General features: G+C 65.6%; 27 protein-coding genes and 1 tRNA gene. 10 read left to right on the plus strand and 18 right to left on the minus strand.

Annotated elements, in window-relative coordinates:
- Positions 1–29: 29 nt before the first annotated feature.
- The gene (locus tag DQG15_RS13000) at positions 30–1,445 is read right to left on the minus strand and encodes an FAD-binding oxidoreductase (RefSeq protein ID WP_116085877.1); all 1,416 of its coding nucleotides are present in this window, start codon (positions 1,443–1,445) and stop codon (positions 30–32) included.
- Between the two features lie 201 nt (positions 1,446–1,646).
- Between DQG15_RS13000 and DQG15_RS13005 the strand changes: the two genes are divergently transcribed.
- A complete protein-coding gene (locus DQG15_RS13005) occupies positions 1,647–2,420 on the plus strand; it encodes a FadR/GntR family transcriptional regulator (protein WP_116085878.1) in 774 nt (257 codons plus the stop codon).
- 63 nt (positions 2,421–2,483) lie between these two features.
- Here DQG15_RS13005 and DQG15_RS13010 read toward each other — a convergent pair whose 3' ends face one another.
- From DQG15_RS13010 to DQG15_RS13040, 7 genes are read right to left on the minus strand one after another with little or no spacing between them, the layout of a single operon-like run.
- Positions 2,484–3,770 (minus strand): ABC transporter substrate-binding protein, encoded by a 1,287-nt coding sequence (locus DQG15_RS13010; RefSeq protein WP_116085880.1) that lies wholly within the window; start codon positions 3,768–3,770, stop codon positions 2,484–2,486.
- 60 nt (positions 3,771–3,830) lie between these two features.
- Positions 3,831–4,781: a branched-chain amino acid ABC transporter permease gene (locus DQG15_RS13015; protein ID WP_116085882.1), complete on the minus strand. Its 951-nt coding sequence runs from the start codon at positions 4,779–4,781 to the stop codon at positions 3,831–3,833.
- Positions 4,778–5,683, minus strand: coding sequence for a branched-chain amino acid ABC transporter permease (locus DQG15_RS13020; RefSeq protein WP_116085883.1), 906 nt, complete (start codon positions 5,681–5,683; stop codon positions 4,778–4,780). The genes DQG15_RS13015 and DQG15_RS13020 overlap by 4 nt, the downstream gene beginning before the upstream one ends.
- On the minus strand, positions 5,680–6,411 hold the full coding sequence (locus tag DQG15_RS13025; protein WP_116085885.1) for an ABC transporter ATP-binding protein: 732 nt from the start codon (positions 6,409–6,411) through the stop codon (positions 5,680–5,682). The genes DQG15_RS13020 and DQG15_RS13025 overlap by 4 nt, the downstream gene beginning before the upstream one ends.
- Positions 6,408–7,202 (minus strand): ABC transporter ATP-binding protein, encoded by a 795-nt coding sequence (locus DQG15_RS13030; RefSeq protein ID WP_116085886.1) that lies wholly within the window; start codon positions 7,200–7,202, stop codon positions 6,408–6,410. Before DQG15_RS13030 ends, DQG15_RS13025 begins: the two co-directional genes overlap by 4 nt.
- A gap of 4 nt (positions 7,203–7,206) precedes the next feature.
- On the minus strand, positions 7,207–7,581 hold the full coding sequence (locus DQG15_RS13035) for a hypothetical protein (RefSeq protein WP_116085888.1): 375 nt from the start codon (positions 7,579–7,581) through the stop codon (positions 7,207–7,209).
- Between the two features lie 45 nt (positions 7,582–7,626).
- Entirely contained in the window at positions 7,627–8,373 is a 747-nt protein-coding gene (locus DQG15_RS13040; RefSeq protein WP_116085889.1) for an SDR family NAD(P)-dependent oxidoreductase, read from the minus strand.
- A gap of 482 nt (positions 8,374–8,855) precedes the next feature.
- Here DQG15_RS13040 and DQG15_RS13045 point away from each other — a divergent pair, with 482 nt between their 5' ends.
- Genes DQG15_RS13045 through DQG15_RS13055 form a run of 3 tightly spaced genes read left to right on the plus strand, consistent with a single transcriptional unit; the run spans position 8,856 to position 11,717 of the window.
- Complete coding sequence (locus DQG15_RS13045) at positions 8,856–9,380, plus strand: TRAP transporter small permease (RefSeq protein ID WP_157968990.1); 525 nt, start codon at positions 8,856–8,858, stop codon at positions 9,378–9,380.
- Complete coding sequence (locus DQG15_RS13050) at positions 9,377–10,669, plus strand: TRAP transporter large permease (RefSeq protein ID WP_116085892.1); 1,293 nt, start codon at positions 9,377–9,379, stop codon at positions 10,667–10,669. The genes DQG15_RS13045 and DQG15_RS13050 overlap by 4 nt, the downstream gene beginning before the upstream one ends.
- A 34-nt stretch (positions 10,670–10,703) precedes the next feature.
- Positions 10,704–11,717 carry a TRAP transporter substrate-binding protein gene (locus tag DQG15_RS13055; protein WP_116085894.1) on the plus strand — a complete coding sequence of 338 codons (1,014 nt, stop codon included), beginning with the start codon at positions 10,704–10,706 and terminating at the stop codon, positions 11,715–11,717.
- Positions 11,718–12,365: 648 nt separating this feature from the next.
- Here the strand turns inward: DQG15_RS13055 and DQG15_RS13060 are convergent.
- The 3 genes from DQG15_RS13060 to DQG15_RS13070 all read right to left on the minus strand — a co-directional run bounded on the left by DQG15_RS13060 (position 12,366) and on the right by DQG15_RS13070 (position 13,543).
- Complete coding sequence (locus DQG15_RS13060) at positions 12,366–12,905, minus strand: AAA family ATPase (RefSeq protein WP_116085896.1); 540 nt, start codon at positions 12,903–12,905, stop codon at positions 12,366–12,368.
- Between the two features lie 169 nt (positions 12,906–13,074).
- Positions 13,075–13,150, minus strand: a tRNA-Ala gene (locus DQG15_RS13065).
- A 72-nt stretch (positions 13,151–13,222) separates the two neighbouring features.
- A complete protein-coding gene (locus tag DQG15_RS13070; RefSeq protein WP_116085898.1) occupies positions 13,223–13,543 on the minus strand; it encodes a TIGR02300 family protein in 321 nt (106 codons plus the stop codon).
- Between the two features lie 109 nt (positions 13,544–13,652).
- Here DQG15_RS13070 and DQG15_RS13075 point away from each other — a divergent pair, with 109 nt between their 5' ends.
- Both DQG15_RS13075 and DQG15_RS13080 read left to right on the plus strand, forming a co-directional pair.
- Complete coding sequence (locus DQG15_RS13075) at positions 13,653–14,330, plus strand: M48 family metallopeptidase (RefSeq protein WP_116085899.1); 678 nt, start codon at positions 13,653–13,655, stop codon at positions 14,328–14,330.
- A 33-nt stretch (positions 14,331–14,363) separates the two neighbouring features.
- Positions 14,364–15,032: a GntR family transcriptional regulator gene (locus tag DQG15_RS13080; RefSeq protein WP_116085901.1), complete on the plus strand. Its 669-nt coding sequence runs from the start codon at positions 14,364–14,366 to the stop codon at positions 15,030–15,032.
- Here DQG15_RS13080 and DQG15_RS13085 read toward each other — a convergent pair.
- The 3 genes from DQG15_RS13085 to DQG15_RS13095 are packed head-to-tail and all read right to left on the minus strand — an operon-like array spanning position 15,013 to position 16,719.
- Positions 15,013–15,612, minus strand: coding sequence for a thymidine kinase (locus DQG15_RS13085; protein ID WP_116085902.1), 600 nt, complete (start codon positions 15,610–15,612; stop codon positions 15,013–15,015). The genes DQG15_RS13080 and DQG15_RS13085 overlap by 20 nt on opposite strands.
- 39 nt (positions 15,613–15,651) lie before the next feature.
- On the minus strand, positions 15,652–16,356 hold the full coding sequence (gene deoD / locus DQG15_RS13090; RefSeq protein WP_116085904.1) for a purine-nucleoside phosphorylase: 705 nt from the start codon (positions 16,354–16,356) through the stop codon (positions 15,652–15,654).
- A 39-nt stretch (positions 16,357–16,395) separates the two neighbouring features.
- Positions 16,396–16,719 (minus strand): H-NS family nucleoid-associated regulatory protein, encoded by a 324-nt coding sequence (locus DQG15_RS13095; protein WP_116085906.1) that lies wholly within the window; start codon positions 16,717–16,719, stop codon positions 16,396–16,398.
- Between the two features lie 782 nt (positions 16,720–17,501).
- Here DQG15_RS13095 and DQG15_RS13100 point away from each other — a divergent pair.
- The gene (locus DQG15_RS13100; RefSeq protein ID WP_116085907.1) at positions 17,502–18,215 is read left to right on the plus strand and encodes an autoinducer binding domain-containing protein; all 714 of its coding nucleotides are present in this window, start codon (positions 17,502–17,504) and stop codon (positions 18,213–18,215) included.
- A 65-nt stretch (positions 18,216–18,280) separates the two neighbouring features.
- Complete coding sequence (locus DQG15_RS13105) at positions 18,281–19,810, plus strand: ATP-dependent RecD-like DNA helicase (RefSeq protein WP_116085909.1); 1,530 nt, start codon at positions 18,281–18,283, stop codon at positions 19,808–19,810.
- A 50-nt stretch (positions 19,811–19,860) separates the two neighbouring features.
- Here DQG15_RS13105 and DQG15_RS18410 read toward each other — a convergent pair whose 3' ends face one another.
- The 4 genes from DQG15_RS18410 to lgt all read right to left on the minus strand — a co-directional run bounded on the left by DQG15_RS18410 (position 19,861) and on the right by lgt (position 22,880).
- Complete coding sequence (locus tag DQG15_RS18410; protein WP_198665161.1) at positions 19,861–20,001, minus strand: hypothetical protein; 141 nt, start codon at positions 19,999–20,001, stop codon at positions 19,861–19,863.
- A gap of 139 nt (positions 20,002–20,140) precedes the next feature.
- Entirely contained in the window at positions 20,141–20,890 is a 750-nt protein-coding gene (pgeF, locus tag DQG15_RS13110; protein ID WP_116085911.1) for a peptidoglycan editing factor PgeF, read from the minus strand.
- Entirely contained in the window at positions 20,887–21,957 is a 1,071-nt protein-coding gene (locus DQG15_RS13115; RefSeq protein WP_116085912.1) for a class I SAM-dependent methyltransferase, read from the minus strand. The genes pgeF and DQG15_RS13115 overlap by 4 nt, the downstream gene beginning before the upstream one ends.
- A complete protein-coding gene (lgt, locus tag DQG15_RS13120; protein WP_116085914.1) occupies positions 21,954–22,880 on the minus strand; it encodes a prolipoprotein diacylglyceryl transferase in 927 nt (308 codons plus the stop codon). The genes DQG15_RS13115 and lgt overlap by 4 nt, the downstream gene beginning before the upstream one ends.
- Positions 22,881–22,976: 96 nt before the next feature.
- Here lgt and DQG15_RS13125 point away from each other — a divergent pair, with 96 nt between their 5' ends.
- Positions 22,977–23,231 (plus strand): accessory factor UbiK family protein, encoded by a 255-nt coding sequence (locus tag DQG15_RS13125; protein WP_116085915.1) that lies wholly within the window; start codon positions 22,977–22,979, stop codon positions 23,229–23,231.
- A gap of 311 nt (positions 23,232–23,542) precedes the next feature.
- Positions 23,543–24,043 carry a YbjN domain-containing protein gene (locus tag DQG15_RS13130; protein WP_116085917.1) on the plus strand — a complete coding sequence of 167 codons (501 nt, stop codon included), beginning with the start codon at positions 23,543–23,545 and terminating at the stop codon, positions 24,041–24,043.
- Positions 24,044–24,060: the final 17 nt, after the last annotated feature.

Here is a 24,060-nt window from a genome sequence, read left to right on the forward strand (position 1 = left end):
GACAGGCGCGGCAGCCTGCCGGGCCGCCCTCAGGCAGCCCGGTCGCCCGGCTTGGCCAGCCCCGCGAACCCCGCGCCCGGGTTCAGGATGCCCTTGGGATCGAGACTGTCCTTCAGACGCTGCATCAGCGCGATCTGCACGGGGTTGCGCGAATAGTGAAGGTAATCCCGCTTGATGCGCCCGATCCCGTGTTCCGCTGAAATCGTGCCGCCCATGTCGCGCACCAGCCCGTAGACCGCCGCCTTGACCTCCGCCTCGGGCTGATCCGTCCCTGCCGAGGGGACATTGACGACAAGATGCAGATTGTTGTCGCCGATATGCCCGTAAGACAGCGCATGAACATCCGGCCAGCCGGCGCGCAGGGCCGTTTCGATCGCCTCGACGGCCTCGGCCATGCGGTCGGTTGGCAGGCCGATGTCGAAGGGAATGACCGGACCGAGGACCGTGGAGTATTCCGCCGGCGTCTCCCGCACGGCCCAGATATCGGCCTCTTCGCGCCCCGAGGCCGCCAGCACGGCGTCGCGGATCAGTCCCTCCTCGTAGCAGGCCTCCAGAAGCCCCTCGAAGCTGGCGCGCACCAGTTCGGTGCGGCTGCCTGTCGCCTCCAGGATCAGCAACAGCGGATGATCGGTGCCCAGGGGCATGGGCACATCGCACCGCGCGGCCATGGTGGCGTGGAAACTGTCCCACATGACCTCGAACGCCGACAGCATGGGCCCGAGATCGCGGCGGGCGCGGGCCAGGATATGGATCGCGTCGGACGTGCTGCTGCAGGCGATCAGCGCCGTCTCGCGCGCAGGCGTCGCGGGGTGCAGGCGCAGGACGCAGGTTGTGACCACACCCAGCAAACCTTCCGAACCGATGAACAACTGGCGCAGGTCCAGCCCGGCGTTGTTCTTGACCAGCGTGTTCATGTCATCCAGCACCGTCCCATCGGCCAGCACCACCTGGAGGCCCAGAACCTGGTCGCGGGTCATGCCGTAACGCAGCACGTTGTGGCCCCCGGCATTGGTCGCGATCAGCCCGCCCAACTGGCAGGATCCGCGCGCGCCGATGTCGATGGCGAGCAGCATGTCGGCAGCGGCGGCCGCCGCCTGCGCCTGTTCCAGCACGACACCGGCCCCGCAGATCATGATCCCGGCCGACGCATCGAGCCGCTCGATCCGGTTCAGCCGTTCGAGCGATAGGACAACCCCGCCCGGGGCGGGGTGCGCGGCGCCCGAGATCCCGGTCAGCCCGCCCTGCGGCACCACGGCAACTTCCGCGTCATTGCACAGGCGCAGGGCCGTGGCGACCTCGTCGGTGTTGCGCGGGCGGATCAGGGCCAAGGGGCGGACAGGGTCCAGCCCGGCCCAGTCCGCATGGTACTGCACCGGCACGTCGGCGCCGGGCGTCACCACATCGGGTCCGAGGGTCTGAAGAAGCGTTTCAACGAACTGCGGCATGGAACAACCTTCGATAAAATATCCATTTTCAGATTTTATATATACCGATAGCAAAGTGAAGAGTCGATCAATGCGTAGCTGAGACAGGCTTGCCGCAAGATAAAGCGGTGACTCATCATCCTGATCCAAGCGGAAGGGGGATGCCCTTCCGAAATATTTGGTCTACGGAAGTTCCCAATTTGGATTGTTAGAACCGGCACCATGACGCTCAACCTTTCGCCTCTCGTCCTGCCCCTCGCCGCCGAGGAAGCCGCCCGCGCCATCGCCGGAGCGATCCGGCGCGGCGAGGTTCGGCAGGGCGAAAAACTCCCGGCCGAGCGCGCCATCGCGGCCCAGCTCCAGGTCAGCCGCGTCACGGTGCGCGAAGCGCTGCGCATCCTGTCAGAGGCCGGCTATCTCGAGCTGCGTCCGGGCGCGGGCGGTGGCAGTTTCGTCGCCTCGGAAGTGATTGCGCCCGAATTCCTCTATCCAGGCCTGTCCGTAAAGCCAAAGGACATGATCGACGTCCTCGACGCCCGCCGCATCGTCATGCCCCGCATCGCCGAGGTCGCCACGATGAACCTGTCCGAGGACGATATCGAACGGATGGAGGCCGCGATCCGCTTCGCCGAGGACGCCATTGGCGACGGGTCGGACCTGAACGAAACGACCCGCACGGTGCTTTCCGTGGCCTCGATGCGGTTCGACCTGGCCATGGCGGATGCGACCCGGAACAAGCTCCTGGCGCGGATGATGAACATGCTGCTCACTTGGCTGGACCCGCTGCGCATCATGACCCTCCGTTCCTCGGAAGACACCGACCGGGCCCTGGCCAACCTCAAGGATACCCTGACCGCACTGAAGGCCGGCGACCGGCCAACGCTGCTGACGACGCTGGACCGCCGGATGACGCAGATCGAAGGGGAATGGGAACGGGCCAGCGGCCGGCGTCTGCGGCGCGACCGGCCCGATTTCCTGCAGACCACCGACAGCTGATCCGCCTCGCGCCAAGGGGGATCGACCCGGCACCGGCAAGAGCCCCGGTGCCGGGCCCGCCGCCTACTGATCGGCCGCGTTGAACGCCTCGACCGCAGCGTCGACCCGAGCGGTGTCCCAGGCATCGACCTCGGAGAAACCGCCGTCCTCCGCCACCGAATAGATCACGTAGGGGCCAGAGACATCGCCGTTCACATCGAAGCTGAACGCCCCGGTGGCACCGACATAGCTGACCTTCTCGCCCGCCTCGAGAGCGGCCTTGGCGTTGGCGAACCCCTCTGGTCCGGTCAGCACTTCGGTGCCGCCACCACCGGTGACATTGCGCATTTGCGCTGCGATGGCCTCGCCATCGGTGCTGCCGGCGGCCTCGATCGCCAGCAGGGCGGTCATGGCGGCGTCATACATGTTGTGCAGAGCCGGACCGTTGGGCGAGGTGTCGAACGCCTCGACCCAGGCTGCGTCGAAGATCTCGACCGACTCCCCTTCGATCTGGCCATTGTCGATGCCGATGGCCTTGTTCAGATACTGCGCCCCGACCCCCTCGACGAATTCGCTCGCACGCAGGGCGTTCGAGAGCATCAGCGTGTCCGGTCCGCCCAGCGACAGCCATTCGCGCAGGGCATTGGCCCCGTCGGCGGGGAAGGCGATCAGGAAGAGGGAATCCGGCTCTTCGCGCAAGGCAGTGGACACCTCGGCGCGATAGGAGGCCTGCTCCTGCAGATAGGGCACCATGGCCGCGATCTCGAGCCCCTTGGTCTTTGCGGCGGCCTCGAAGGCGCTGGCCAGGGACGAGCCGTAATCCGAATTCACATAGATCACGGCGGGGCGCTTGTAGCCCATTTCGACGGCCTTTTCGGCCATGATGATCCCCTGCGGGCTGACCGTGGGGATGGTTCGGAACCACAGGCCTTCGGTGCCGCCTTCGCTGGCCAGTTCGGTGAAGCTCGGCGCGGTCGAGCAGCAGCTCACCTGCGGAACGCCCGACGGCACGGCCACCGAGGTCAGGATCGGCATGGTGATGCCCGACTGGATCGCTCCCAGCAGGACCGACGCGCCGCCGACCTCGACCAGCGTCTTGGCCGCGTCCAGTCCGACCGAGGGCTGGCCCTGATCGTCACGCAGCAGGTACTCGACCTCGCAGCCCAGCACACCACCGGCCTCATTTACATGATCGACGGCCAGTTGTCCGGCCTCGGCAATGGCCTCGCCGACGGACCCGAGCGAGCCCGTCAGCGACAGGATTGCACCGAGGCGAACCGGGCAGGACTGATCCTGGGCCTGCGCGGGCTGGGCAAGGGCGCCCAGAAGGGCCAGCGCCGAGGCGCTGAGAAGCGTGGTCTTGAGGGTCATTGCTGTACTCCGAGTTGAAGGGAACTGGCCCGTTCGGGCTCTGTTTTTGTGAGTTCGAAATCAGCCGCCGCGCCGTGCCGGTGTGACGGCGCGGGGCTCGCCGATGAGGCCGGCGGGGCGGAAGAGGATCGTCAGGACAATGATCAGGCCGATCAGGATGACCTGCACGGCACTCGCCTGGGCCTGGAGTTCGGGCGGGGCCACGCGGCTCAGAAGGGTGCCGCTGCCGGTCCAGACCAGCCAGATCACCAGCGACCCCACCACCCCGCCAAGCAGGCTGCCGGAGCCGCCGACGATCAGCATGGCCCAGATCTGGAATGTCAGGATCGGGATGAAGTCGATCGGGCTGACGAACCCGATATATCCGGTGTAGAGCGCGCCCGCCAAACCCATGATCCCCGAGCCGATGACGAAGCTCTGGATGCGGACACGGACCGGGCTCTTGCCGAGCGACCGGGCGGCCACGTCGTCCTCGCGGATAGCCCGAAGCAGGCGCCCCCAGGGCGACCGGATCAGCCGGGCCAATGCCGCCCAGATGAGGCCAAGGATCACCAGGACGAAGGCGAAGTACACTAGGTTGAACACGGCCACGTCGCCGGTCAGGTTCCAGAACGGGCGCGGCAGGCCGTAAAGTCCGTTGGTCCCGCCGGTCAGCCCCGCGGCATTGATCGCCACCAGCTGCACGCTGATGCCGATACCGAAGGTCGCGATGGCCAGATATTCCTCGCTCAGCCGCAGGGTCACCAGCGCAACGACCAGACCGGCCAGCCCGGCGGCCACCACCGCGCCAAGCATGCCGCCGGCGAAGGGCAACCCGAATCCGCCAAAGAGAAACGTCCGGTCAGGTCCGATCAGGACAGCGCAGGTATAGGCGCCGATGGCGTAGAAACCGACCACACCGGCATTGAACAGCCCGGTGAAGCCCCACTGGATATTCAGCCCCATGACGATGATCGCGTAGATCCCGGCGATGGTCAGGAAGAAGACGGAATAGGCAAGCAGACCGGTCATTTGGCGCCTCCGGAGGTGCCGCGGAACAGGCCGGTCGGGCGCAGCCAGAGCACAAGCAGCAGAACGATGAAGGGGATGGCCAGCTTGTAGCCCGACGGGATCCACAGCAGCGCGACGGCCTCGACCAGCGCGACGATGAACCCGCCGGCAAGGGCACCGACGACATTGCCGATCCCGCCCAGGATGGCCGCCGCGAAGATCGGAAGCAGCAGCTGGAAGCCGACGTCCGGGCGGAGCTGGACCGTCACTCCGTAGAAGACGCCCGACATCGCGGCGAGCGCGCCGCCGATGGTCCAGGTGACCAGAAGGATGGTGCGAAACCGCACCCCGTTGATCGCCGACAGCGCCGGGTTCTCGGCCGCCGCCCTCATGGCCAGACCCAGAGCGCTGTAGCGCAGGAAGGTGTACAGCCCCCCGGCCACAACCAGCGTCACCACGAAGACCAGCACCTGATCCGGCATCACGCTGGCCAGATCCCCTATCCGCCACGCGAAACGCAGATCGTTGGAGTAATATTGCGCGCTACCGCCGAAGAGCAGATGGATCACGTAGCGCACGATCAGCGCCACCCCGAACGAGGCGAAGACCAGTGTGATATGGTTCACCTTGCCGCGCAGGCGGTGAAACACCAGCCGGTCTGCGATCAGCGCAAGGGCCACGGTCAGCACCATGGCCACGAGCATCGCCAGGATCAGCCCCGGCCCAAGACTGAAGGGTCCCAGGCTTCCAGCCTCGAGCCCTGTCGCCGAGAGCACGAACAGGGCCATATAGCCACCCCAGGTCAGGTATTCGGCATGCGCGAAGTTGGTGAATCTCAGGATGCCCATGACCAGGGTCACCCCCATCGCACCAAGCGCGATGATTGCTCCGGTGCTCAGCCCGTCTGCGATCGCCTGGATCATGTCCGTTTCCTTCCAGCATCGCCGAGGTAGATCGACTTGACCTCGGGATCGTTCAGCATCTGCTCGGAGGTGCCGTCGATCCGGCTGCGGCCCTCGGCCAGCACATACGTCCGGTCGGAGACACGCATCGCGCTCTTCGCGTTCTGCTCGACCATGAGAACCGCGACGCCCTCGTCGGCCAGGCCGCGCAGCAGGCCAAAGACCTCCTGAACGATGTTGGGCGCAAGGCCCGCGCTCGGTTCGTCCAGCATGATGATACGAGGAGCGGAGAGAAGCGCCCGGGCCACCGCCAGCATCTGCCGCTGCCCGCCCGAAAGCCCGCCGGCCAGACTGCGCGACAGCTCGCGCAGGATCGGAAAGCGCGCATACGCGGCCTCGATCCGTTCAGCCGCAACGGCCTTCGTCAGGGAGCGGGCCCCAAGCCGCAGATTGTCGGCGATGGTCAGCGTGCCGAAGATGTTCGACGTCTGGGGCACAAAGGCCAGGCCCAGATCGGCCATGTCCTCGGTCGGGTGGTTGGTGAACTCCTCCCCATCGACCAGAACCTGCCCGTCCGAGATGCGGACCAGCCCGGCGACAGCCTTCATCGCGGTGGATTTCCCGGCCCCGTTCGGACCGATGATCGTGACGAATTCGCCGCGGTTCACGTGCAGCGTCACGCCATGCAGGATCGGAAGATCGGGAACATAACCCCCGACGACGCCCCGCATTTCCAGAACCGGGGTCATGCGGCCTCTCCGCCCAGGTAGGCCTCGATCACCTGCGGATCGGAGGCGACCTGATCGGCCGAGCCCGACAGGATCACCGATCCCCGGGCGAGCACCACGATCGGATCGCAGAGCGACATGACCATGTCCATGTTGTGCTCGATTACCAGGAAGGTCTTGCCCTGCTGGTTGAGGGTGACGATCTTCTCGACCAGCGTGTCCAGCAGCCGCGGGTTCACCCCGGCGGCCGGCTCATCGAGCAGGATGAGGTCGGGATCGGCGATCAGCACCCGCGCCAGCTCGAGCAGCTTTTGCTGTCCGCCCGAAATCGCCCCCGCCGGCTGATCCCGGACGTCGTCCAGATTGCAGAAGGCAATGACATCGCGCACCCGTTCGGTCAGCTCGGCGTGGCCCCGCCGCAGCCCGGCTCCGCCCAGCAGGGCCCGCCACACCCGTTCGCCCGGCTGGCCGGGGGCCGAAACGAGCACGTTTTCGAAGACCGTCATGCGGCTGAAGGGGCGCGGGATCTGAAAGGTCCGGGCGATTCCCCGCCCGAAGATCTGATTTGGGCTCTGCCCATGAATGGGCTGCCCGTGATGCAGGATGCGTCCACCGGCCAGGGGCAGATTGCCCGTGATCGCATTGAACAGGGTGGACTTGCCCGCGCCGTTCGGTCCGATCAGTCCGGTGATCCGGCCCTGGGGGACATCGAAACTGGCCCCGTCGACAACCCGCAGGCTGCCGAAGGCCACCGCCGCGCCGTCCACCGACAGCGCGGGAGTCCCCTGCCCCGCTGCATCCTGCACGGTCATGGCCTCAGGATTCCAGCAGGAAGAACGGCCGTCCGGTCCGCGCCTCGAGTCGCATGTACCGATCGAGGCGAACGCCGTCGATCTCCTGCCGGACGCACTGGATCATGGCCGCGATGGTTCGCTGATCGGGCACCTCGAAGATCAGGTACCAGGTGAAATCGGGCGTGCTGGGCTCCCCGACCATGAACAGATCGTCATCCAGCGTCGCCAGCACCTTGGCTCCCATGTCCGACCAATCGGCAAACAGCCGCTTCATGCGCGGCAGTACCTTCTCGCGACGATCCTCGGCCGAGGCTTCGAACCATCCGGCGGTCGAGGCGCCGAGGAAGATGACGCGATGCGGAACGGGGATTTCGGGGGCTTTGAATTCGACGGCCATGAGGACTTCCTGTCTTAAGTTATATTTTGGATTGGGGGCGCGCGGTCAGCGCATCAGGACGCCGCCGTTGACGTCCATCGTCGTGCCCGTGACGTAGCCATTGCGGGGATCGGCCAGGTAAACGGCGGCGTTGCCGACTTCGGTGTCCTGACCGAGGCGCTGAACCGGAATCGTCTTCGCCAGGCCCTGCACCTTTTCCTGCGGCATGGCGCGGGACATGGGACCCTCGATCGCGGCGGGGGCAATGCAGTTCACGGTGATACCGTTCGGCGCCAGTTCCTGCGCAAAGCACTTGCTGAGCGCGAGGATGCCAGCCTTGGAGGCCGAGTAATGCGCCCCGGCGACCACTCCGCCGCGCTGGCCGGCGAGCGAGGAGAGGTTGATGATCCGGCCATAGCCGGCCTCGCGCATGGCTTTTCCGACCGCACGACACCCCAGGAAGACGCCGCGCAGGTTCACCGCCATGACGCGGTCCCATTCCTCGACGGGGATGTCCCAGACCGATTTCGAGACGGTCATCGCCGCGTTGTTCACCAGGATCTGGATCGGGCCGCTGCCGGTCAGCTCGGCCGTGATCTCTTCCCAGGCAGCTTCGTCCGCGACATCGAAACAGCGGGAGTCGATTCGCTCACCCGTCGGGGAGATTGAGCTCGCGGTCTCGGCGACCGCCTCCGAGATATCGCACATCACGACTGAAGCGCCGGCCTGCCAAAGGGATCGCGCGATGCCCTCGCCCAAACCCTGCGCTGCGCCTGTCACCAAGGCGCGATGCCCATCCAGTGGCTGTGTCATACTTTCTATCCGACCATATTTGGCTTTTTCATGATCCAAACACCACCACGCCCCGCCGGAACCTGTCAAGATAAAAGCTAGAAACCTGAAATACCTCGGCTGTACGATGGACGTTCTTGAGCCGAAACCGGCCCTCAAAACTCATCTATATAGGGCCTTGGACCATTGCAGAGAAAATGAGCGCCGCGCGCACCGGACGAGCCCAGACCACGCCCAAGATGAGGGGGAGGCCTTCATCACACGCCGACAATTTGACTGAGTCTCGCCTCATACGGGCATTATCGACAGCTTATATGACCCATTTTCGGTTCTTTTTAGATCTGAAAAAGATTGACAGGAAAAATTCTGCAAGCTTAGCTTTGCGGAAAGCGTGTGAACCGCTTCAAGCTTGAATGATCTGGCAAGTGCGCCCCACGCCCCGAGACGGACGGCAAACCCGACAGACGACCATGAGGCGCCCCGCGCCGAGGAGCGATCAGCCGATGGAAACCGACGCACGGAAACCCGCACCCCTGACGCGACGCGCCCTGCAGGTTCAATCGCTTGCCGTCTGCGTGGCGCTGCTGATCATGGTCGGCATCACCTGTGTGGACGTCATTGGCCGTTACCTGTTCAATGCGCCGCTTGCGGGCGCCTACGAGGCGACACAGCTGCAGATGACCGTGCTGATCTTCCTCGGGCTGCCGCTGGTCACGCTGCGCGATGCCCATGTGAAGATCGACTTCCTGGCCGGGCGCCTCAGCCAAAGGGCCCGGAGGGTGCAGCGCGCCGTGATCGGCGTGGCGACAGCGCTGGTGCTGATCGTGCTGGCCTGGAAACTGGCGCAGCTGGGCGCGCGCTTCGCCCGGCACGGGGACGCCACTATCTACGGCAACATACCCTATGCGCCATTCGTCTATGTCGATGCAGCGCTGGCCGCCCTGTCGGCCCTCGCCGCGCTGGCCGTGGCCTGGCGCGGCCCGCTCGCCCTCCCCGACGAGGCCGATCAGCCCGAGGTGTCGGTATGACCATCGCCCTGATCGGCCTCGCAGCCCTGTTCCTGCTGCTGTTCGCGGGCCTGCCCGTGGGCTTCGGGATGATGGTGGTGGGCAGCATCGGCTTTGCCGTCATCTCCGGTGGCATCGACCCTGCACTGCAGCTGCTGGCCCGCACCACCTGGACCAACACGACACTCTATTCGATGTCGGTGCTGCCGCTGTTCATCCTGATGGGCGACATCGTCGGTCGCACCGGCATCGGGGGCGAACTGTACCGCGCCGCATATGCCTTCGTCGGTCACTGGCGGGGCGGGCTTGCCGTGGCCACGATCGGAGCAAGTGGCGGGTTCGCCGCAGTGACCGGGTCCAGCCTTGCAACCGCCGCCTCGATGACCCGCATCGCCTACCCGCAAATGAAGGCCCTGGGCTACTCGGAGTCGCTGGCCACCGGCGTCATCGCCGCAGGTGGCACCCTCGGCGTGCTGATCCCGCCCTCCGTCGTCTTCGTCTTCTACGGCCTGCTGACCGGCTCCGACATCGGCCAGCTCTTCATGGCGGGCGTCCTGCCCGGCCTGCTCGGGCTGACACTGTATTCCCTTGCCGCCTTTCTTGCCGCCACCTTCCGCCCCGAGAGCGGCCCCAGGGGTCCGCGCAGCGGCTGGGGCGAGCGCCTCTCCGCCCTGAGGCCGGTCTCTTCGGTGGGGATTCTGTTCCTGATCGTGATCGGCGGCATTTACGGCGGCATCTTCACCGCGACTGAGGCCGCGGGCATCGGGGCCGGAGGCGCCATGCTGATCGCCTTCTTCAAGGGCAAGCTGAGCCTTGCCCTCCTGCGCGAGGCTCTGACCGAGACGGCCTTCACCACCACCGTCCTCTTCACCGTCATCATCGGCGCCATGGTGTTCGGCAATTTCATCAACGTCAGCGGGCTGCCTCACGCGCTCTCCGAGCTGATCTCGGGCGGCGGCTATGCGACGCTGACGGTGCTGATCGCGATCCTGGCCATCTACCTGGTGCTCGGCTGCGTGATGGAAAGCACCTCGATGGTGCTGCTGACGGTGCCGGTCTTCTACCCCGTCGCCATCTCACTGGGAATCGACCCGATCTGGTTCGGCGTGCTGATCGTCTGCATGGTCGAGGTCAGCCTGATCACCCCGCCCATCGGGATGAATGTCATCCTGATCAACTCGCTTCTGCCCAGGGTGCCCATGCGGGCGATCTTCACCGGGGTCAGCATCTTCATCGTCGCCGACATCTTCCGACTGGCCCTGCTGATCGCCTTTCCGCAAATCTCGCTCTGGCTTCCGGGGCTGATGTGACCAACCAGAAAACCAGATCCCGACAGGAGTTCCCATGAAACATTCGCTGATCGCCATCGCCGGCATTTGCGCAGCCATTGCAGGCCCCGCCCAGGCCGACACCACGCTGCGTTTCTCCAACTGGCTTCCGCCCACGCATTACGTCACCACCGAGATCCTGGAGCCCTGGGCGGCTTCGGTGGCCGAAGCGACCGAAGGCCGCGTCACCATCGAATTTCTGGCCGCGCTCGACGCGCCGGGCGGGCATTTCGACCTGGTCGACAGCGGCATCGCGGACGTGGCCTTTGCGGTGCATTCCTACACCCCGCAACGCTTCGTTCTGACCGAGATCGCCGAACTGCCCTTCATGGCCAACGACGCGACGAACAACTCGATCGCCTACTGGGAAACCTATCAGGAGTATTTCGCAGACGCCGACGAACATGCCGGCGTGAAGCTCCTGGGCCTTTGGACCAGCGGTCCGTCGCAATTCTTCGCCGACGAGACCTTCCTAGACAGTCCGACCGCCGCCAAGGGGCTCAAGATCCGGACCCCCGGCAAGGTGGTGCAGGAGATCGCCCAGGCCCTCGGCATGGTGCCCGTCAGTGCCAGCGTCTCGGAGAGCTACGAGATGCTGTCGCGCGGCGTCATCGACGGGCTGTTCCAGCAGAAGGAAAGCGTGGTCGCCTTCAACATGGACAAGTATCTGAACGCGGAAACCGTGGTGCCCGGCGGCTTTGCCCATTCCAGCCAATTCATGATCATGAACCAGGATGCCTTCGACGACCTGTCAGAAGAGGATCAGCAGGCCATCGAGAGCGTCAGCGGCGAAGCTCTGGTCCGCTTGGCGGCCGGCGTCTGGGACAAGTACGATGACGAGGCCAGCGACAGTCTTTCCGCGGCCGGGGTCGAACAGCTGACCCTCTCCGGCGCCGCGCTGGACGAGATCAGGCAAACTCTAGCCTTCGTCGAGCAAGACTGGCTGGACCGCGCCACCGAGCGAGGCGTCGATGCCCAGGCCGCGCTGGAGGCCATGCGCACTCGCATCGCCGAACTCGAGGGCAACTGACGGAAACATCCCCGGGCAAGCTGCGCCGATCATCAAGGCGCGGCTTGTCATGGAACTTCAAGGCGCGCCGCACCCAAAATGTCGGCGCGCTTTGCAATATCTGCGCGCGGCAAATCCGTGAACGGGCACTCCTCAACCCTCCTCGGATTTGACTGGGGAAATAGCTGCGAGGCGCTCAACGCGCTCTCAGCAATCGCACTCGCTGCGACCGTAATCTTCTGGCTTTGAAGGAGAACGCGTCCTGAGCCTAAAGCCGAAATCTGCCGGGCAGGAGTTGATTGATCGAGGCTTGCTCAACGAAGAGCAGATTTCCTACATTGATTAAATGGCGCGGAATCCGAATTTATTTCTTTGCTCAACTGTTTAGGGCGAGTTACTGCAGGTGTCGAACGACTGCGGCAGATCTGTGAAGTTTAGCTTCCCCGCCAGTATGGAAAAAATGTTCGACCTCTGGGCCAGCCGTTTCTGCATGGTACTTGGGATAGGCCGCTGCTCGTGTCCCGAATGACGGCTCTGGGCTCGCACCGGCCATCCGCCACTTATGGCTCGAAGGTGGGTTCCGGCCGTCAGCTTCAGATAGTAGGCGACTAGGGCGAGCTACGCGGTTTGTCCGCCTCAGCAGGTTCTCTCTCCAGCTGGAGATTACGGTCAGAGCGATAGTTGCGCAGAGACAAAGTCGGCGCGTGTTGCAATGTCGGCGCGCGGCAGCTCCGTGATTTCGTATCCTAGTGCGATGTAGGTCTCGCGCAGGACGGCGCAGGTCGCTTCGGCCCCGGCGCGGGTCTGCCTGCGTTCGGTGTCCTGTGTGAAGATCTCGTCCCAGAACGGCGCCAGGAAGACGCGGGCGTTGTAGCGGGCTGCCTTGGCTGCTGCGGCGACGTGGGGCGGCACGGGGAGGCCGCAGAGGGTCAGGTAGCCCATGATGTCGGGAATGCCTCGGTCGAAGATCACGGGGCCTGGGAGGGCCTTTGCGTCCTCGTAGGCGCGGAGGTCGCGCTCCAGCATCCGTTCGGCATAGGCCATGCGGTCCGCCCAGGGGAGGGCATCTCCGCCGCTGGCCATCTCCTCGCGAATGATCGCGCGGCCGGATTCGGGAATTGTGTGAAAGCCACGGCGGGCAAGCTCGGTGACCAGGCTGGTCTTGCCCGCACCGGGACCGCCCGTCACGACGAAGAAATGGTCGCTCATGGGCCATCCTCGGGTTTGACAGGGGAGGGACTGCGCAGCGATCGACACGCCGAAAGGCGCGGATCAAAGCAGCATGGATTTTCACAGGGAAAACAGCACCCGTCTGCGGGGCAGAGGCAAATCCTCTGACGAGAAAGGCAGAACTATCTGGTGCTTTTCAAAGAGGGAATGGTGGAGCCTAGGGGGGTCGAACCCCTGACCTCTTGCATGCCATGCAAGCGCTCTCCCAACTGAGCTAAGGCCCCGTGCGGCGCTGTCTATGCGGCGGTGCAGACGAGTTCAACCCCGAAATGCAGCCGCCACAGGACGCCCTTGGGTTAATTGTCGTCGTCGTCGGTCGACCGGTCCGCGATGTCATCGAGTGACACCGAATCCTCGTCGTCGTCCTCAAGAACGTCGTCGCCGAGATCGACATCGGTGTCGTCGTCATCGTTGTCGATGGGCGTTTCGTCCTCGATCAGGTCGTCGTCCTTCTTGGCCGGCGCCTTCGACTCCTTGGCGATCGCCTTCGCCTTGCCGGTGTCGAGGTTGACGGCCTCGCCGGTATAGGGGCTGATAACCGGGGTACGGCCGAGGTCGTAGAATCGCTTGCCCGTCGTCGGGCACAGCCGCTTGGTTCCCCATTCTTCCTTGGGCATCGAAGGGATCCTCATGTTTCGCAGGAAGCAGAAAGACGCCCGATGCCACAGGGGCGCAGCACTGTCAAATGGCGGTGACGCGAGTCGCGAGCGATCGGTGTCGGACGGCATGGGATCCGTGTCCCTCCTGATGCGCAGATCCGCCCGCGCGCGGAGGGTGACGCTGCGGGTCTCCGCGCTCGACGGCCGGGTCACGCTGACGCTGCCGGCGCGGATGGCGGAGCGGGAGGCGCTCGACTTCGCGCGCGGTCGCCTCCCCTGGATCCGGGACGCTCTGACCAGGGCCGCCCCGCAGCAGGACGTCATTCTGGGCGCGACGATCCCGGTCGAAGGGCGGACGGTTCAGATCGCCGAAGGCTCGCGCGCAGGGGTCACGGAGGAGCACCTTTATGTGCGCAAGGGATCCGCGCCCGGCCCCGCGGCTCGGGCCGTCCTCAGGACGCTGGCGCGGGAGCGGCTGGCGGCGGCGTCCGACAGGTATGCCGCAGCGCTCGGCCGCTCCTATTCCCGCATCGCCCTCAGGGATACGCGGTCGCGGTGGGGCTCCTGTTCCTCCAGCGGGACCCTCTCCTATTCGTGGCGCCTGATCATGGCGCCGCCCGTGGTGCTCGACTACGTGGCCGCACACGAGGTCTGCCATCTGCAGGAGATGAACCACTCGGATCGCTACTGGGCGCTCGTCCACGATCTGATGCCCGGCTTCGAGGCTCCGCGCGCGTGGCTGAAGACAGAGGGGCAAGCTCTCCACGGGTGGCGATTCGATGCTGAGGCGCCGACGAGCGATTGACCCGCCTCGCGCGCGGCGCGATTGTAGCGCGCCATGCTGCTTCAGCCCCGCCCAGAGACCGTGCTTCCAGGTTCCGCCGCCACACTGTCGGCGCATGAGCGGGTCTTCCGCGCGCTGCGCACCCGGATCATGCACGGGGAGATCGCGCCCGGCGCCGCGCTGACGCTGCGCGGGATCGGCAAGGAGTACGGGGTATCGATGACGCCCGCGCGGGAGGCGGTACGTCGACTGGTGGCCGAAGGCGCGCTGACCCTCTCCGCCTCGGGCCGCGTCTCCGCTCCCGAGCTCTCGCCTGAACGAATCGAGGAGCTGGCGGCCCTGCGCGCACTTCTGGAACCGGAGCTCGCCGCCCGCGCCCTCCCCCGCGCGCATTTCGCCCTCATCGACCGGCTTCAGGCGATCAACGCGACGGTCGCCGGTCATGTCGCCGCCGCGGACGGCTGCGGGTACATCCGCTCGAACCTCGAATTTCACCGCACGCTCTACCTTCGCGCGCAGGCGCCCGCGATGCTGGCGATGGCCGAGACGGTCTGGCTTCAACTCGGCCCGACCATGCGCGCCCTCTACGGGCGGCTGCGACGGACCGAGCCGCCCTATCATCACAAGTTGATCCTTGCCGCCCTCCGCGCCGGGGACGAACCGTCGCTGAAACTCGCGGTTCGCACCGACGTGACGCAGGGGCTCAGGCTTCTGGCCCAGTAGGCCGGTCGCCGACCGCCTCCCGGAAATGTCGGCGGCAGAGGGGAAGGTAGGTTTCGTTCCCGCCGATCTGGACCTGTGCGCCGCTCCGGGCGACCTGCCCGTCCTCATCCCGCCGCACGACCATCGTCGCCTTGCGTCCACAATGACAGATCGTGCGGATTTCCCGCATCTCATCCGCGAGCGCCAGGAGCGTTGCGGAGCCGGGGAAAAGTTGGCCGAGGAAGTCCGTGCGCAAACCGTAGCACATGACGGGGACGTTCAGATCGTCGACGGCACGGGCGAGTTGCCAGACCTGATCCGAGGAGAGGAACTGGGCCTCGTCGACGAACACGCAGGCGAGCGGCCGCGCTTCCATCTCCGCCCCGATGCGCGCGAAAAGATCGTCTCCCTCCGAGAAGACCTCGGCCGCGTCCGAAATGCCGATGCGCGAGCCGATGCGACCCGCACCCGCCCGCGTATCCACGCCGGCCGTGAGGAGAAAGGTGTCCATTCCCTGCTCGCGGTAATTGTACGACGCCTGCAACAGGATCGTCGACTTGCCCGCGTTCATGGTCGAGTAGTGGAAGTAGAGTTTCGCCATGCTGCCCGGCCTACCCCCCGTGGATCGGCCGGGCAAGTCTCAGGCGAAGGCCGCCTCGAGAGCGATTTCCACCATATCGCCGAAGCTCGACTGCCGCTCTGAAGATGGCAGCGCTTCCTCGCGAAGGAGGTGATCGGAAATCGTCAGGACCGCCAGGGCCCGGCAGCGATGGCGGGCGGCGAGAATGTAGAGCTCCGCCGCCTCCATTTCGACGGCGAGAATGCCGTGCCGGGTCATCTGTTCGTTCAGGTCGGGACGCTCGTCATAGAAAACGTCCGAGGAATAGATGCCGCCGACATGCGTCGTCGTGCCCCTTGCCGTGGCCGCAGCTTCGGCCGCCTTGAGAAGGGACCAGTCCGCGCACGGCGCGAACTGCATTTCCCGGAAAATCCCGCGGGAGGGAGTCGAGAGCGTGGTGGCGGTCATTGCCAGCACCACGTCCCTCAGCTTGATGTCGTCCTGCATCGCGCCGGCCGAACCTATTCGTATCAGCGTCTTGGCGCCGTATTCCGAGATCAGTTCGTTGACATAGATCGACAGGCTCGGCATTCCCATCCCCGACCCTTGGATCGTGACGCGATTGCCTTTCCATTCCCCGGTGAAACCGAGCATCCCGCGGACCTCGTTGACGCAAACGGCACCGTCGAGGAAGGTCTCCGCTGCCCATTTGGCCCGCAAGGGGTCGCCCGGCATCAGGACCGTTTCCGCGATGTCTCCGGGCTTCGCCCCGATATGAACCGTCACGTCGTTACCTCCCGGCCTGCAAGGCGACCCGAACTTGCCTCAAATGGCGAGATCGTTCAGATCTCCGCCATTGTCCTCGTGATCCTTGATCCACTGGGGGCGACGGCCACGACCCGTCCAGGTCATGGAGGGATTTTCGGGGTGCGCGTATTTGGGGCGGGACTTCTTTGCAGTCGCCGCCTTGCCCTTCTTCCGGCCGCCGATGAGTTCGTCCAGCGTCCAGCCGTATTTCTGGGCGGTTTTCTCAACGGCATCCAGCGCCTCGCGACGATCCCGCTCCAGCGCCTTTTCCATCTCCGCGTCGATCTGCGCTCGCATCTCCTCGAGCTCCTTGCGGGACCTGCCTTCGATATTGACTGCCATTTTGATATAACCCTGTTCGCGTGAAAAAGATCTTATGCCACATATTGCGCCATTGGCGATCTTCAATGAACTAAAAATTTTGAAGGCGCAAGCCGCTCCGAACCACTCCCGTTACGGTGGAATTCTTCACTTAAGTTACATCAACACAATTGCATGGCGCCATCCATTTAATTTATGGCACCCATAATTGTATCCGGCAGATTGCGGCGAAATAACGGCAGGGCCATACCCGGCACTCCACATCGCCTTTCGGGCAGCGATCTTTTGACGTGGGGGTATGCCTTCACGAAACTATCGATGGGCGTCGCAGTCGTCACCCGGTGAAAGAGCTCGGCTCGGGCAGTTCTGGTTCGTGGTGCGCCTGCCCCGAGGGCGTTCGGCGGTCCATTCTGTCCACAGCTTCCGTCCATTCGCGGCGGGGCACCTGCGACCGCCATGCCCAAGCTGGCGCCGCCGGGTAGCGCCCGGGATGACAGACAATTTTCTGCTTACATACCAGAAAGTTGCATCGCGCCTCTCCCGCTCACCCTCCGGGAGACGTCGCGCCCATCTCGCGAGGCGAACGCGCAACACTGCCATCAGCCCGCGCACCGCTGGATTGTCGAACCTTCCGATAGCAGGAAAGATAGATCAGCCGGAGACCCGGGCCTCCGGTTTGGCCAGTCGATACCAGTACCGGCTGCCACAGTTTTGACCGGCGCCCTGCCTATCAGGGGCGGAATGTATTTCGGACCAGGCCGACGGAAAACGCCATGGCATGGCACGCGTTTGGAGATTTATCGATGACGATGGGGCGCAGTATCGAGGGCCTCTGCGAGATGATCCGGTCCGCCGAGACGGTGGAGGATCTGCAAAAGGCAACGGAGGCAGTCAGCCGGCATTACGCGGTCGATCACTTCGTTTACCATTGGGTGAACAGCGCCGGCGAGCGGTTCGGCGCTGGCACCTATCCAGCGGAATGGGTCGACCACTATCTCGAGCAGGGATACCTTCGGGTCGATCCCGTGATCCTCGGCAGCATGCAACGCGCGGACCCCACGAACTGGCGGGATCTGGACTGGTCGAGCAAATCGGCCAAGCAGTTCCGCGCGGACGCGATCGAGCACGGCGTCGGCAATCAGGGTCTGAGCATTCCGGTCCGCGGCCCCTCCGGGCAGCTCGCCGTGCTCACGATCTCCCACAACTGCGATGACGTCGTCTGGAACGCCTTCTGTGAAGAGAATACGCACGATCTTCTGATCCTCGCCCATGAATTCAATCTCAAGGCGCTGGAGTTGGAGAAGATCGCGATCCCCGCGCCGCCCCTCTCGGCCGAAGAACGGGACGCCATCGTCTGTCTTGCGCGCGGCATGGACATGGCGCAGGCAGCCGAAGAGCTAGGCGTTTCCGAGCGCGCGATACGGGTCCGCGCGGAAGGCGCCCGGCATAAGCTCGGGGCGCTCAACACCACGCATACCGTCGCCCGCGCCAGAAGTTACGGCCTGATCGTGGTCTGAACCGGACGGGACCCCGCGCACGGCCGCGTCTGGCCACCTTGCGCGGGGCGGTCTAGGAACGCGGCATGGATCCCTCCACGCTCACATTCTCCGACGACCAGACCCGCGCGCTCGCCGCCATCGGGGACGCCTTGCGTCATGCCGGCGTCGATCTGGAGGCCGGAACGACACGCCCGCCCGGCAAGGGCGGCGCGCGCGTTCTGGCCATTACCGGCAAGGCCGGCAGCGGCAAGACGGTGCTCTTGGCGCATGTCGCGCAGGCCCTCGAGGCAGCCGGCGCCCAGATCGTCACCGGCGACTGGGAGGGCAAGAAGAAGAAGGAGAAGCGGACCTTCGCGATCCTTTCCCCCACGAACAAGGCGGCCAGCGTCCTGCGGCATCGCGGCGTCCCGGCCTGCACGATCCACCGCATTCTCTACACCCCCGTCTTCGCGCCCGAATACGAGGCCATCGCGGACTGGCTTGCCGGCGAAGGCGACCGCCCGGACACCGAAGCGCTGTCCGACGAGGCACTGGACCGGGCCGCGGCGTTCTATGCCCGCCACCCGTCGGTGCCCGGCGCACTGGCTGTCGCCGGCCTGCGCGGCTCGGACTTCATCACGGGCTGGAAGCGGCGGGACGATCCACTGGATATCGGACTGGTGGACGAAAGCTCCATGCTGGACGAGCGTCAGTTCGAGGATCTGAAGGAGATCTTTCCGACATTGATGCTGTTCGGAGATCCGGCCCAGCTCCCGCCCGTCAACGGCGGCGGCAAGATGGTCTTCGAGACGCTCCCCGAAACGCAGCGCTTCGATCTGACCCGCATCCACCGGCAGGCCGAGGACAACCCGATCCTCGATCTCGCCCATGCCCTCGCCGATCCCGAGCTCACCTTCGACGGCTTCGAGCGCATGATAGAGGAGAAGGCCCGGCAGGACGAGCGCGTCGTCGTCGCGGGCCGTGTCGATGCCGAACTCATGGCGCGCTCCCCGGTCCTCGTTTGGCGCAATGCCACGCGCATCAGGCTGATTCATGCCTTTCGCGGTGCGTTCGGGGCGCCGGAGGACGACCTTCTTCCCGGCGAGCCCCTGATCTGCGACGGGATCGAATTGCCCCTGAAGCAGCGCAACAGACGCCTCGATCTCGAAGCCCGCGGCCTCATCAAGGGCGCACAGGCGATCTATCGCGGCCCGGGCAAGAAGCCCGGTTTCGCGCGCCTTCACATCGTCGGTGCGGAGGATCCGCACATCTCCGTCGCCTCGATCATCAAGATCGAGCTGCCGGAGGAGGGGGAGCCCGTGATTCCCCATGCCGCGACCATGGGGGCAGCGTTCCTGCACGGGGCGGCGGTGACGATCCACAAGGCGCAGGGCTCGCAGTGGCGGGACGTGCAGGTCTTCTCGCCGGACCTCTATGCCGCCGCACGGATGGGGCGGAGCGAGGCAGGGCAGCCGCTCTGGAAGCGCCTCGCCTATGTCGCGATCACGCGGGCCGAGGAACGCCTGTTCTGGGTCACCCGGTATCGCCTCGCCCGGCCCTCCGGTCCGCTCACCGCCGACGATCTCGTGGCCGCGGAACCCGCCCCCCTGACGCTGACGTCGCCGGACGTTTGAGACTGTACCGTAGCTGTCGCTGATCGGGAGACCCCGACCTGGGCAGGATGTCAGGCGGTTCGGCGTTTCAGCCGGGGCGCCTCCTCCTCACGTTCGCTCCGGCGCGCGATCAGGGCGGCGCGGGGCGCGCCATTCGCCCAGGGCATGCGAACGTCTTCCGCCGCTTTCGCGGCCTCGATTGCGGACGTCATCCAGCGTCTCGTCTTGTTTGCCATACCAGCTTCTCCCAACGGGCTCGCACCTGTGCTCGACTGCACGATAAGCGTTCGAATGGGGCGGGCATGGGGCGCATAGGCGCCGCTTTGCGGGAGTCTTGGAGACCGTCTCGCGTCAAAGCCGGATGCAGGAAATCATGCGCCCGTAATCGGCCTCGCCCAGATGGGTCGTCCGGCGGTAGGAAAAGAACCGGTCCGGATCGGCATAGGTGCAGTGCCGGGTCCATTCAGCCTCTCCCACGCCCGCCGCCCTCAGCCGCCAGAGCCCATAACCCGGCAGGTCGAACATCGCGCGATCCCCCTCGCCGCCGGCGAAGAAGCGGGCGGCCTCTGGCTCCTCGTCCACAAAACTCTCGACGAAGTCCGGACCGACCTCGTAGGCAGCCTGGCTGATCGAGGGGCCGATCACCGCGCAGATCCTTCCCCGCTCGGCGCCAAGGCCCTCCATCTCCTCGACCACCCGCTCGAGGATACCGTCCTTCGCGCCGCGCCACCCGGCATGGGCCGCGCCGATCACGCCGGCCTCCTCGTCCGCGAAGAGGACGGGCTGGCAGTCGGCCGTCAGCACGCTCAGCACCACGCCCGGCTCGTTCGTCACGAGACCGTCGGCGCGGGGGCGTTCCCCGGGAATCGCCCGGACGACTTCGGCGGAATGTACCTGCGTCATTCCCGCAAGACGATCCGGCGGCACGTCCATCGCACCCGCAACGCGGGCCAGATTGATCTCGACCGCTTCCCGCTGGTCGCTGGAGCCCGGACCGCAATTCAGCCCCTCGAAGATGCCGGAGGACGCGCCGCCGCGGCGGGTGAAGAACCCGTGCCGCAGGGGCGAGAGCGCATCGGAGGTCAGTATTTCGAGCGTCATGGGGCAAATCCCGCAGGCAGGGGCGCGTCCGGCCGGTCGAACGCAAGGACCTTGAAGAGCGAACCCATCTGAGACGGATCGGTCAAGCGTTCCAACGCGCTGCGGACCTCATCGATCCCGCCGGGCCGCTCCGAGACCGCGCGCGCCAGGGCCTGCGCCCGCGGCACGATCCCGAGCGATCCGAGCCACAATCCCTGCTCGAGCGGGCCGCTGACGCGGAGCCCGGCCCATTCGCCGGCCCGCGCGAGCGCCGCGAAGTCGACATGCGCGGTGAGGTCCGCCTGCCCCGGAGCGGCGAGGGGATCTGCATAGGCGTGGTTCTGGACAGCCTGAAACGTGTCGCCGCGGCCGCCCTCGGCGCCATAGTCGATCATGAGCGCAAGACCGCCGTGATCCTTGATCCTTGCGGCAATCGTGCCGGCCACGGTCGGAAGCGACGGGCAGATCTCCACCACGTCTCCCCCTTCGGACGTCCGCGGCGCGCCGCCGGGCGGTGCGGCATCGGCGAGCCCCATCGCAAGACCGCCCTCCGGCCCGAGCCCGATCACCCGCTCCCGCCAGGTCTCGCCATCTCTCTGGAACTGGCGAATCGGTAGCGCGTCGAAGAACTCGTTCGCGATAAGGAAGAGCGGTGCCTCCGGGAGTTGCTCGACGCTGTCCAGCCAGCGCGGGAACCGGTTCGCAAGCGTCTCGGCCTGAACCTTTCGCAAGCTGGGGCTCGCCTCGACCAGTACGATTTCGGCGGCCGCCACGAATCCCGGCACCCGCTCCGCGGCCCGCAGGGCGTCGGCCATCAACGTGCCCCTCCCCGGTCCGAGCTCCGCGAGGACGAACCGCTCCGGCTGACCCCGGTCCATCCATCCTTGCGCGAGGGCGAGGCCCACCAGCTCGCCGAACATCTGGCTGACCTCGGGCGCGGTGATGAAATCACCCGACGCGCCGAAAACGCGGCCCCCGGTATAGTAGCCATGTTCGGGATGAAGCAGGCATTCCGTCATGTAGTCGGCAAGCGTGAGGGGCCCCGCGGCCCGGATCCGCTCTTCGAGAAGTCGCGCCAGTTCGGTCATGCCGGGACGGTGCGCCCCCTCCGCGCCCAGACGATGAGGGCGATCCCGAGCGCCAGCATGGGAAGCGACAGGAGTTGCCCCATGGTCAGGCCGATGGCCCCTTCGCCGATCACGAAGCCGATGGGATTGCCGGGCGAGACGAACTGCGCGTCCGGCTGGCGCACGTACTCCACCACGATCCGCGCCAGCGCATAGCCCGTCAGGAACGTGCCCACGAGGATTCCGGGGCGCTTGAGCGCGCGCGTTCCGAAGGCGAGCAGCAGCAGCACCGCCCCCAGTGCCAATCCTTCGAGTCCGGCCTGGTAAAGCTGGCTGGGATGCCGCGCGAGCTCCTGACCGGTATAGAACCACTCCCCCGCGACCGGGCAGTTCTGCACGGAGGGGACCTGGCACATCGTCGGGAACTTCATCGCCCAAGGCACGTCCGTCGGGCGGCCGTAGAGCTCCGCGTTGATGAAGTTGGCCAGCCGTCCGAAGAACAGGCCGGGCCACGTCGCGACCGCGAGCATGTCCGCGGTCTGCAAGATCGGGATTCCATTGCGACGGCAGAAGATCGTGAAGGCAAGGACAACGCCCAGCATCCCCCCGTGGAAGGACATGCCGCCCTCCCACAAAACGAGGATCTGCGCCGGGTTCTGCAGGTAAAAGCCGAGGTTGTAGAACAGCACGTAGCCGAGGCGCCCGCCGAGCACGATGCCGAGGATCAGCCAGGTGAGCAGATCGTCCGCCTGCCCGGGGCGCATCGGCGGCACGTCTCGCGGCCAGAGCCGCTCCCGGCGCAGAAGCAGGATGCCGATCCTCCAGCCGGCGAGGATGCCGGCGATGTAGGCAAGGGCATACCAGCGCAGGGCAAGGTCCAGCCCGAAGAGGCTGACCGAGACGAGTTCCGGATCAATGGCCGGAAAGGGGATCATGGCACGCATGCCGGCTCTGAACCGTGGAGGCGGGCATAAGTCAACCTTGTGGGCGCGCCTCCGAGCCCCATATAACGCCCTTGTTCCAACGCCGAGGGGATCCCGATGCAGACGCGCTCCAAGTTCTTCGACGACATGTCCCAGCTGATGACCAATGCGATGGGCGTGGCTCAGGGCGCGCGGGAGGAGGCCGAGACCGCCTTCAGCGGCATGATCGACCGGTTCCTTGCCGAGCGGGACCTCGTCACCCGCGAGGAATTCGATGCCGTGCGCGCAATGGCGCAGAAGGCCCGCGAAGAGAACGAGGCCCTCAAGGCCCGGATCGAGGCGCTTGAGGCGAAGCACGCTTCGGACGCCTGATTCCGAAGCCGATCCGCGCGAGCGACACGCCACCGAGCAGGACGTGCAGCGCCGGTGACGCGCGTCCGCGGAGCACCGCCACTGGACGCAGGCCCGCGCGCCGCAGTCATCATGCCCCTGCGGCAGACGCACTTATCCCCAGAAACCTGCCGCCCGGGGGCTTTTGTCCCCCGAATGTCTCTTTACAGCCTACCCTCCTTGCCCCCACCATATCTGGTAAGGGCAGCCGGCTTCGCCCGCTGATCCTTGAGCAGGCACCTAGCCCTAGACGCCAGTGACGGTGCCGGGGCTACAATCAACGAGGCCGGGCAATGTCGCTTTCCGAAGCATATATGACGGACGACCTTCACCCCATCGACATCGTGGAATCCCTCGCGGAGCACCACGCGTGGGACTTCGACCGCATCGGCGACGATCAGATCGCCATGGCCGTCGAAGGCCGCTGGAAGACCTATTCCATCACGCTGGCATGGTCCCACTACGACGAGACCCTTCGCCTCATCTGCACCTTCGAGATGGAGCCGCCCGCAGCGCGCCTCCCGAAGCTCTACGAGGCGCTGAATCGCGTGAACGATGCCTGTTGGGCAGGCGGTTTCACCTACTGGGCCGAGCAGAGCCTGATGACCTACCGCTACGGGCTCGTGCTCGCAGGGGGCCAGATGGCGGGGCCGGAGCAGATCGACACCCTGATCGAGGCCGCCGTCACCGCATCAGAGCGCTTCTACCCCGCCTTCCAGCTCGTCACCTGGGGCGAGCGGGAGCCGGTGGACGCGATGCAGGTCGCCATTGCAGAGGCTTACGGCCGCGCCTAACCTCCGCCCGCGCTACA

This window comes from Tropicimonas sp. IMCC34011 (assembly GCF_003390865.1).
Classification (GTDB): Bacteria; Pseudomonadota; Alphaproteobacteria; order Rhodobacterales; family Rhodobacteraceae; genus Tropicimonas_B.

Coding starts and splice junctions, on each gene's coding strand:
- DQG15_RS13000 (WP_116085877.1), bottom strand. CDS start 1,445: ATGCCGCAGTTCGTTGAAACGCTTCTTCAGACCCTCGGACCCGATGTG.
- DQG15_RS13005 (WP_116085878.1), top strand. CDS start 1,647: ATGACGCTCAACCTTTCGCCTCTCGTCCTGCCCCTCGCCGCCGAGGAA.
- DQG15_RS13010 (WP_116085880.1), bottom strand. CDS start 3,770: ATGACCCTCAAGACCACGCTTCTCAGCGCCTCGGCGCTGGCCCTTCTG.
- DQG15_RS13015 (WP_116085882.1), bottom strand. CDS start 4,781: ATGACCGGTCTGCTTGCCTATTCCGTCTTCTTCCTGACCATCGCCGGG.
- DQG15_RS13020 (WP_116085883.1), bottom strand. CDS start 5,683: ATGATCCAGGCGATCGCAGACGGGCTGAGCACCGGAGCAATCATCGCG.
- DQG15_RS13025 (WP_116085885.1), bottom strand. CDS start 6,411: ATGACCCCGGTTCTGGAAATGCGGGGCGTCGTCGGGGGTTATGTTCCC.
- DQG15_RS13030 (WP_116085886.1), bottom strand. CDS start 7,202: ATGACCGTGCAGGATGCAGCGGGGCAGGGGACTCCCGCGCTGTCGGTG.
- DQG15_RS13035 (WP_116085888.1), bottom strand. CDS start 7,581: ATGGCCGTCGAATTCAAAGCCCCCGAAATCCCCGTTCCGCATCGCGTC.
- DQG15_RS13040 (WP_116085889.1), bottom strand. CDS start 8,373: ATGACACAGCCACTGGATGGGCATCGCGCCTTGGTGACAGGCGCAGCG.
- DQG15_RS13045 (WP_157968990.1), top strand. CDS start 8,856: ATGGAAACCGACGCACGGAAACCCGCACCCCTGACGCGACGCGCCCTG.
- DQG15_RS13050 (WP_116085892.1), top strand. CDS start 9,377: ATGACCATCGCCCTGATCGGCCTCGCAGCCCTGTTCCTGCTGCTGTTC.
- DQG15_RS13055 (WP_116085894.1), top strand. CDS start 10,704: ATGAAACATTCGCTGATCGCCATCGCCGGCATTTGCGCAGCCATTGCA.
- DQG15_RS13060 (WP_116085896.1), bottom strand. CDS start 12,905: ATGAGCGACCATTTCTTCGTCGTGACGGGCGGTCCCGGTGCGGGCAAG.
- DQG15_RS13070 (WP_116085898.1), bottom strand. CDS start 13,543: ATGCCCAAGGAAGAATGGGGAACCAAGCGGCTGTGCCCGACGACGGGC.
- DQG15_RS13075 (WP_116085899.1), top strand. CDS start 13,653: ATGGGATCCGTGTCCCTCCTGATGCGCAGATCCGCCCGCGCGCGGAGG.
- DQG15_RS13080 (WP_116085901.1), top strand. CDS start 14,364: ATGCTGCTTCAGCCCCGCCCAGAGACCGTGCTTCCAGGTTCCGCCGCC.
- DQG15_RS13085 (WP_116085902.1), bottom strand. CDS start 15,612: ATGGCGAAACTCTACTTCCACTACTCGACCATGAACGCGGGCAAGTCG.
- DQG15_RS13095 (WP_116085906.1), bottom strand. CDS start 16,719: ATGGCAGTCAATATCGAAGGCAGGTCCCGCAAGGAGCTCGAGGAGATG.
- DQG15_RS13100 (WP_116085907.1), top strand. CDS start 17,502: ATGACGATGGGGCGCAGTATCGAGGGCCTCTGCGAGATGATCCGGTCC.
- DQG15_RS13105 (WP_116085909.1), top strand. CDS start 18,281: ATGGATCCCTCCACGCTCACATTCTCCGACGACCAGACCCGCGCGCTC.
- DQG15_RS18410 (WP_198665161.1), bottom strand. CDS start 20,001: ATGACGTCCGCAATCGAGGCCGCGAAAGCGGCGGAAGACGTTCGCATG.
- pgeF (WP_116085911.1), bottom strand. CDS start 20,890: ATGACGCTCGAAATACTGACCTCCGATGCGCTCTCGCCCCTGCGGCAC.
- DQG15_RS13115 (WP_116085912.1), bottom strand. CDS start 21,957: ATGACCGAACTGGCGCGACTTCTCGAAGAGCGGATCCGGGCCGCGGGG.
- lgt (WP_116085914.1), bottom strand. CDS start 22,880: ATGCGTGCCATGATCCCCTTTCCGGCCATTGATCCGGAACTCGTCTCG.
- DQG15_RS13125 (WP_116085915.1), top strand. CDS start 22,977: ATGCAGACGCGCTCCAAGTTCTTCGACGACATGTCCCAGCTGATGACC.
- DQG15_RS13130 (WP_116085917.1), top strand. CDS start 23,543: ATGTCGCTTTCCGAAGCATATATGACGGACGACCTTCACCCCATCGAC.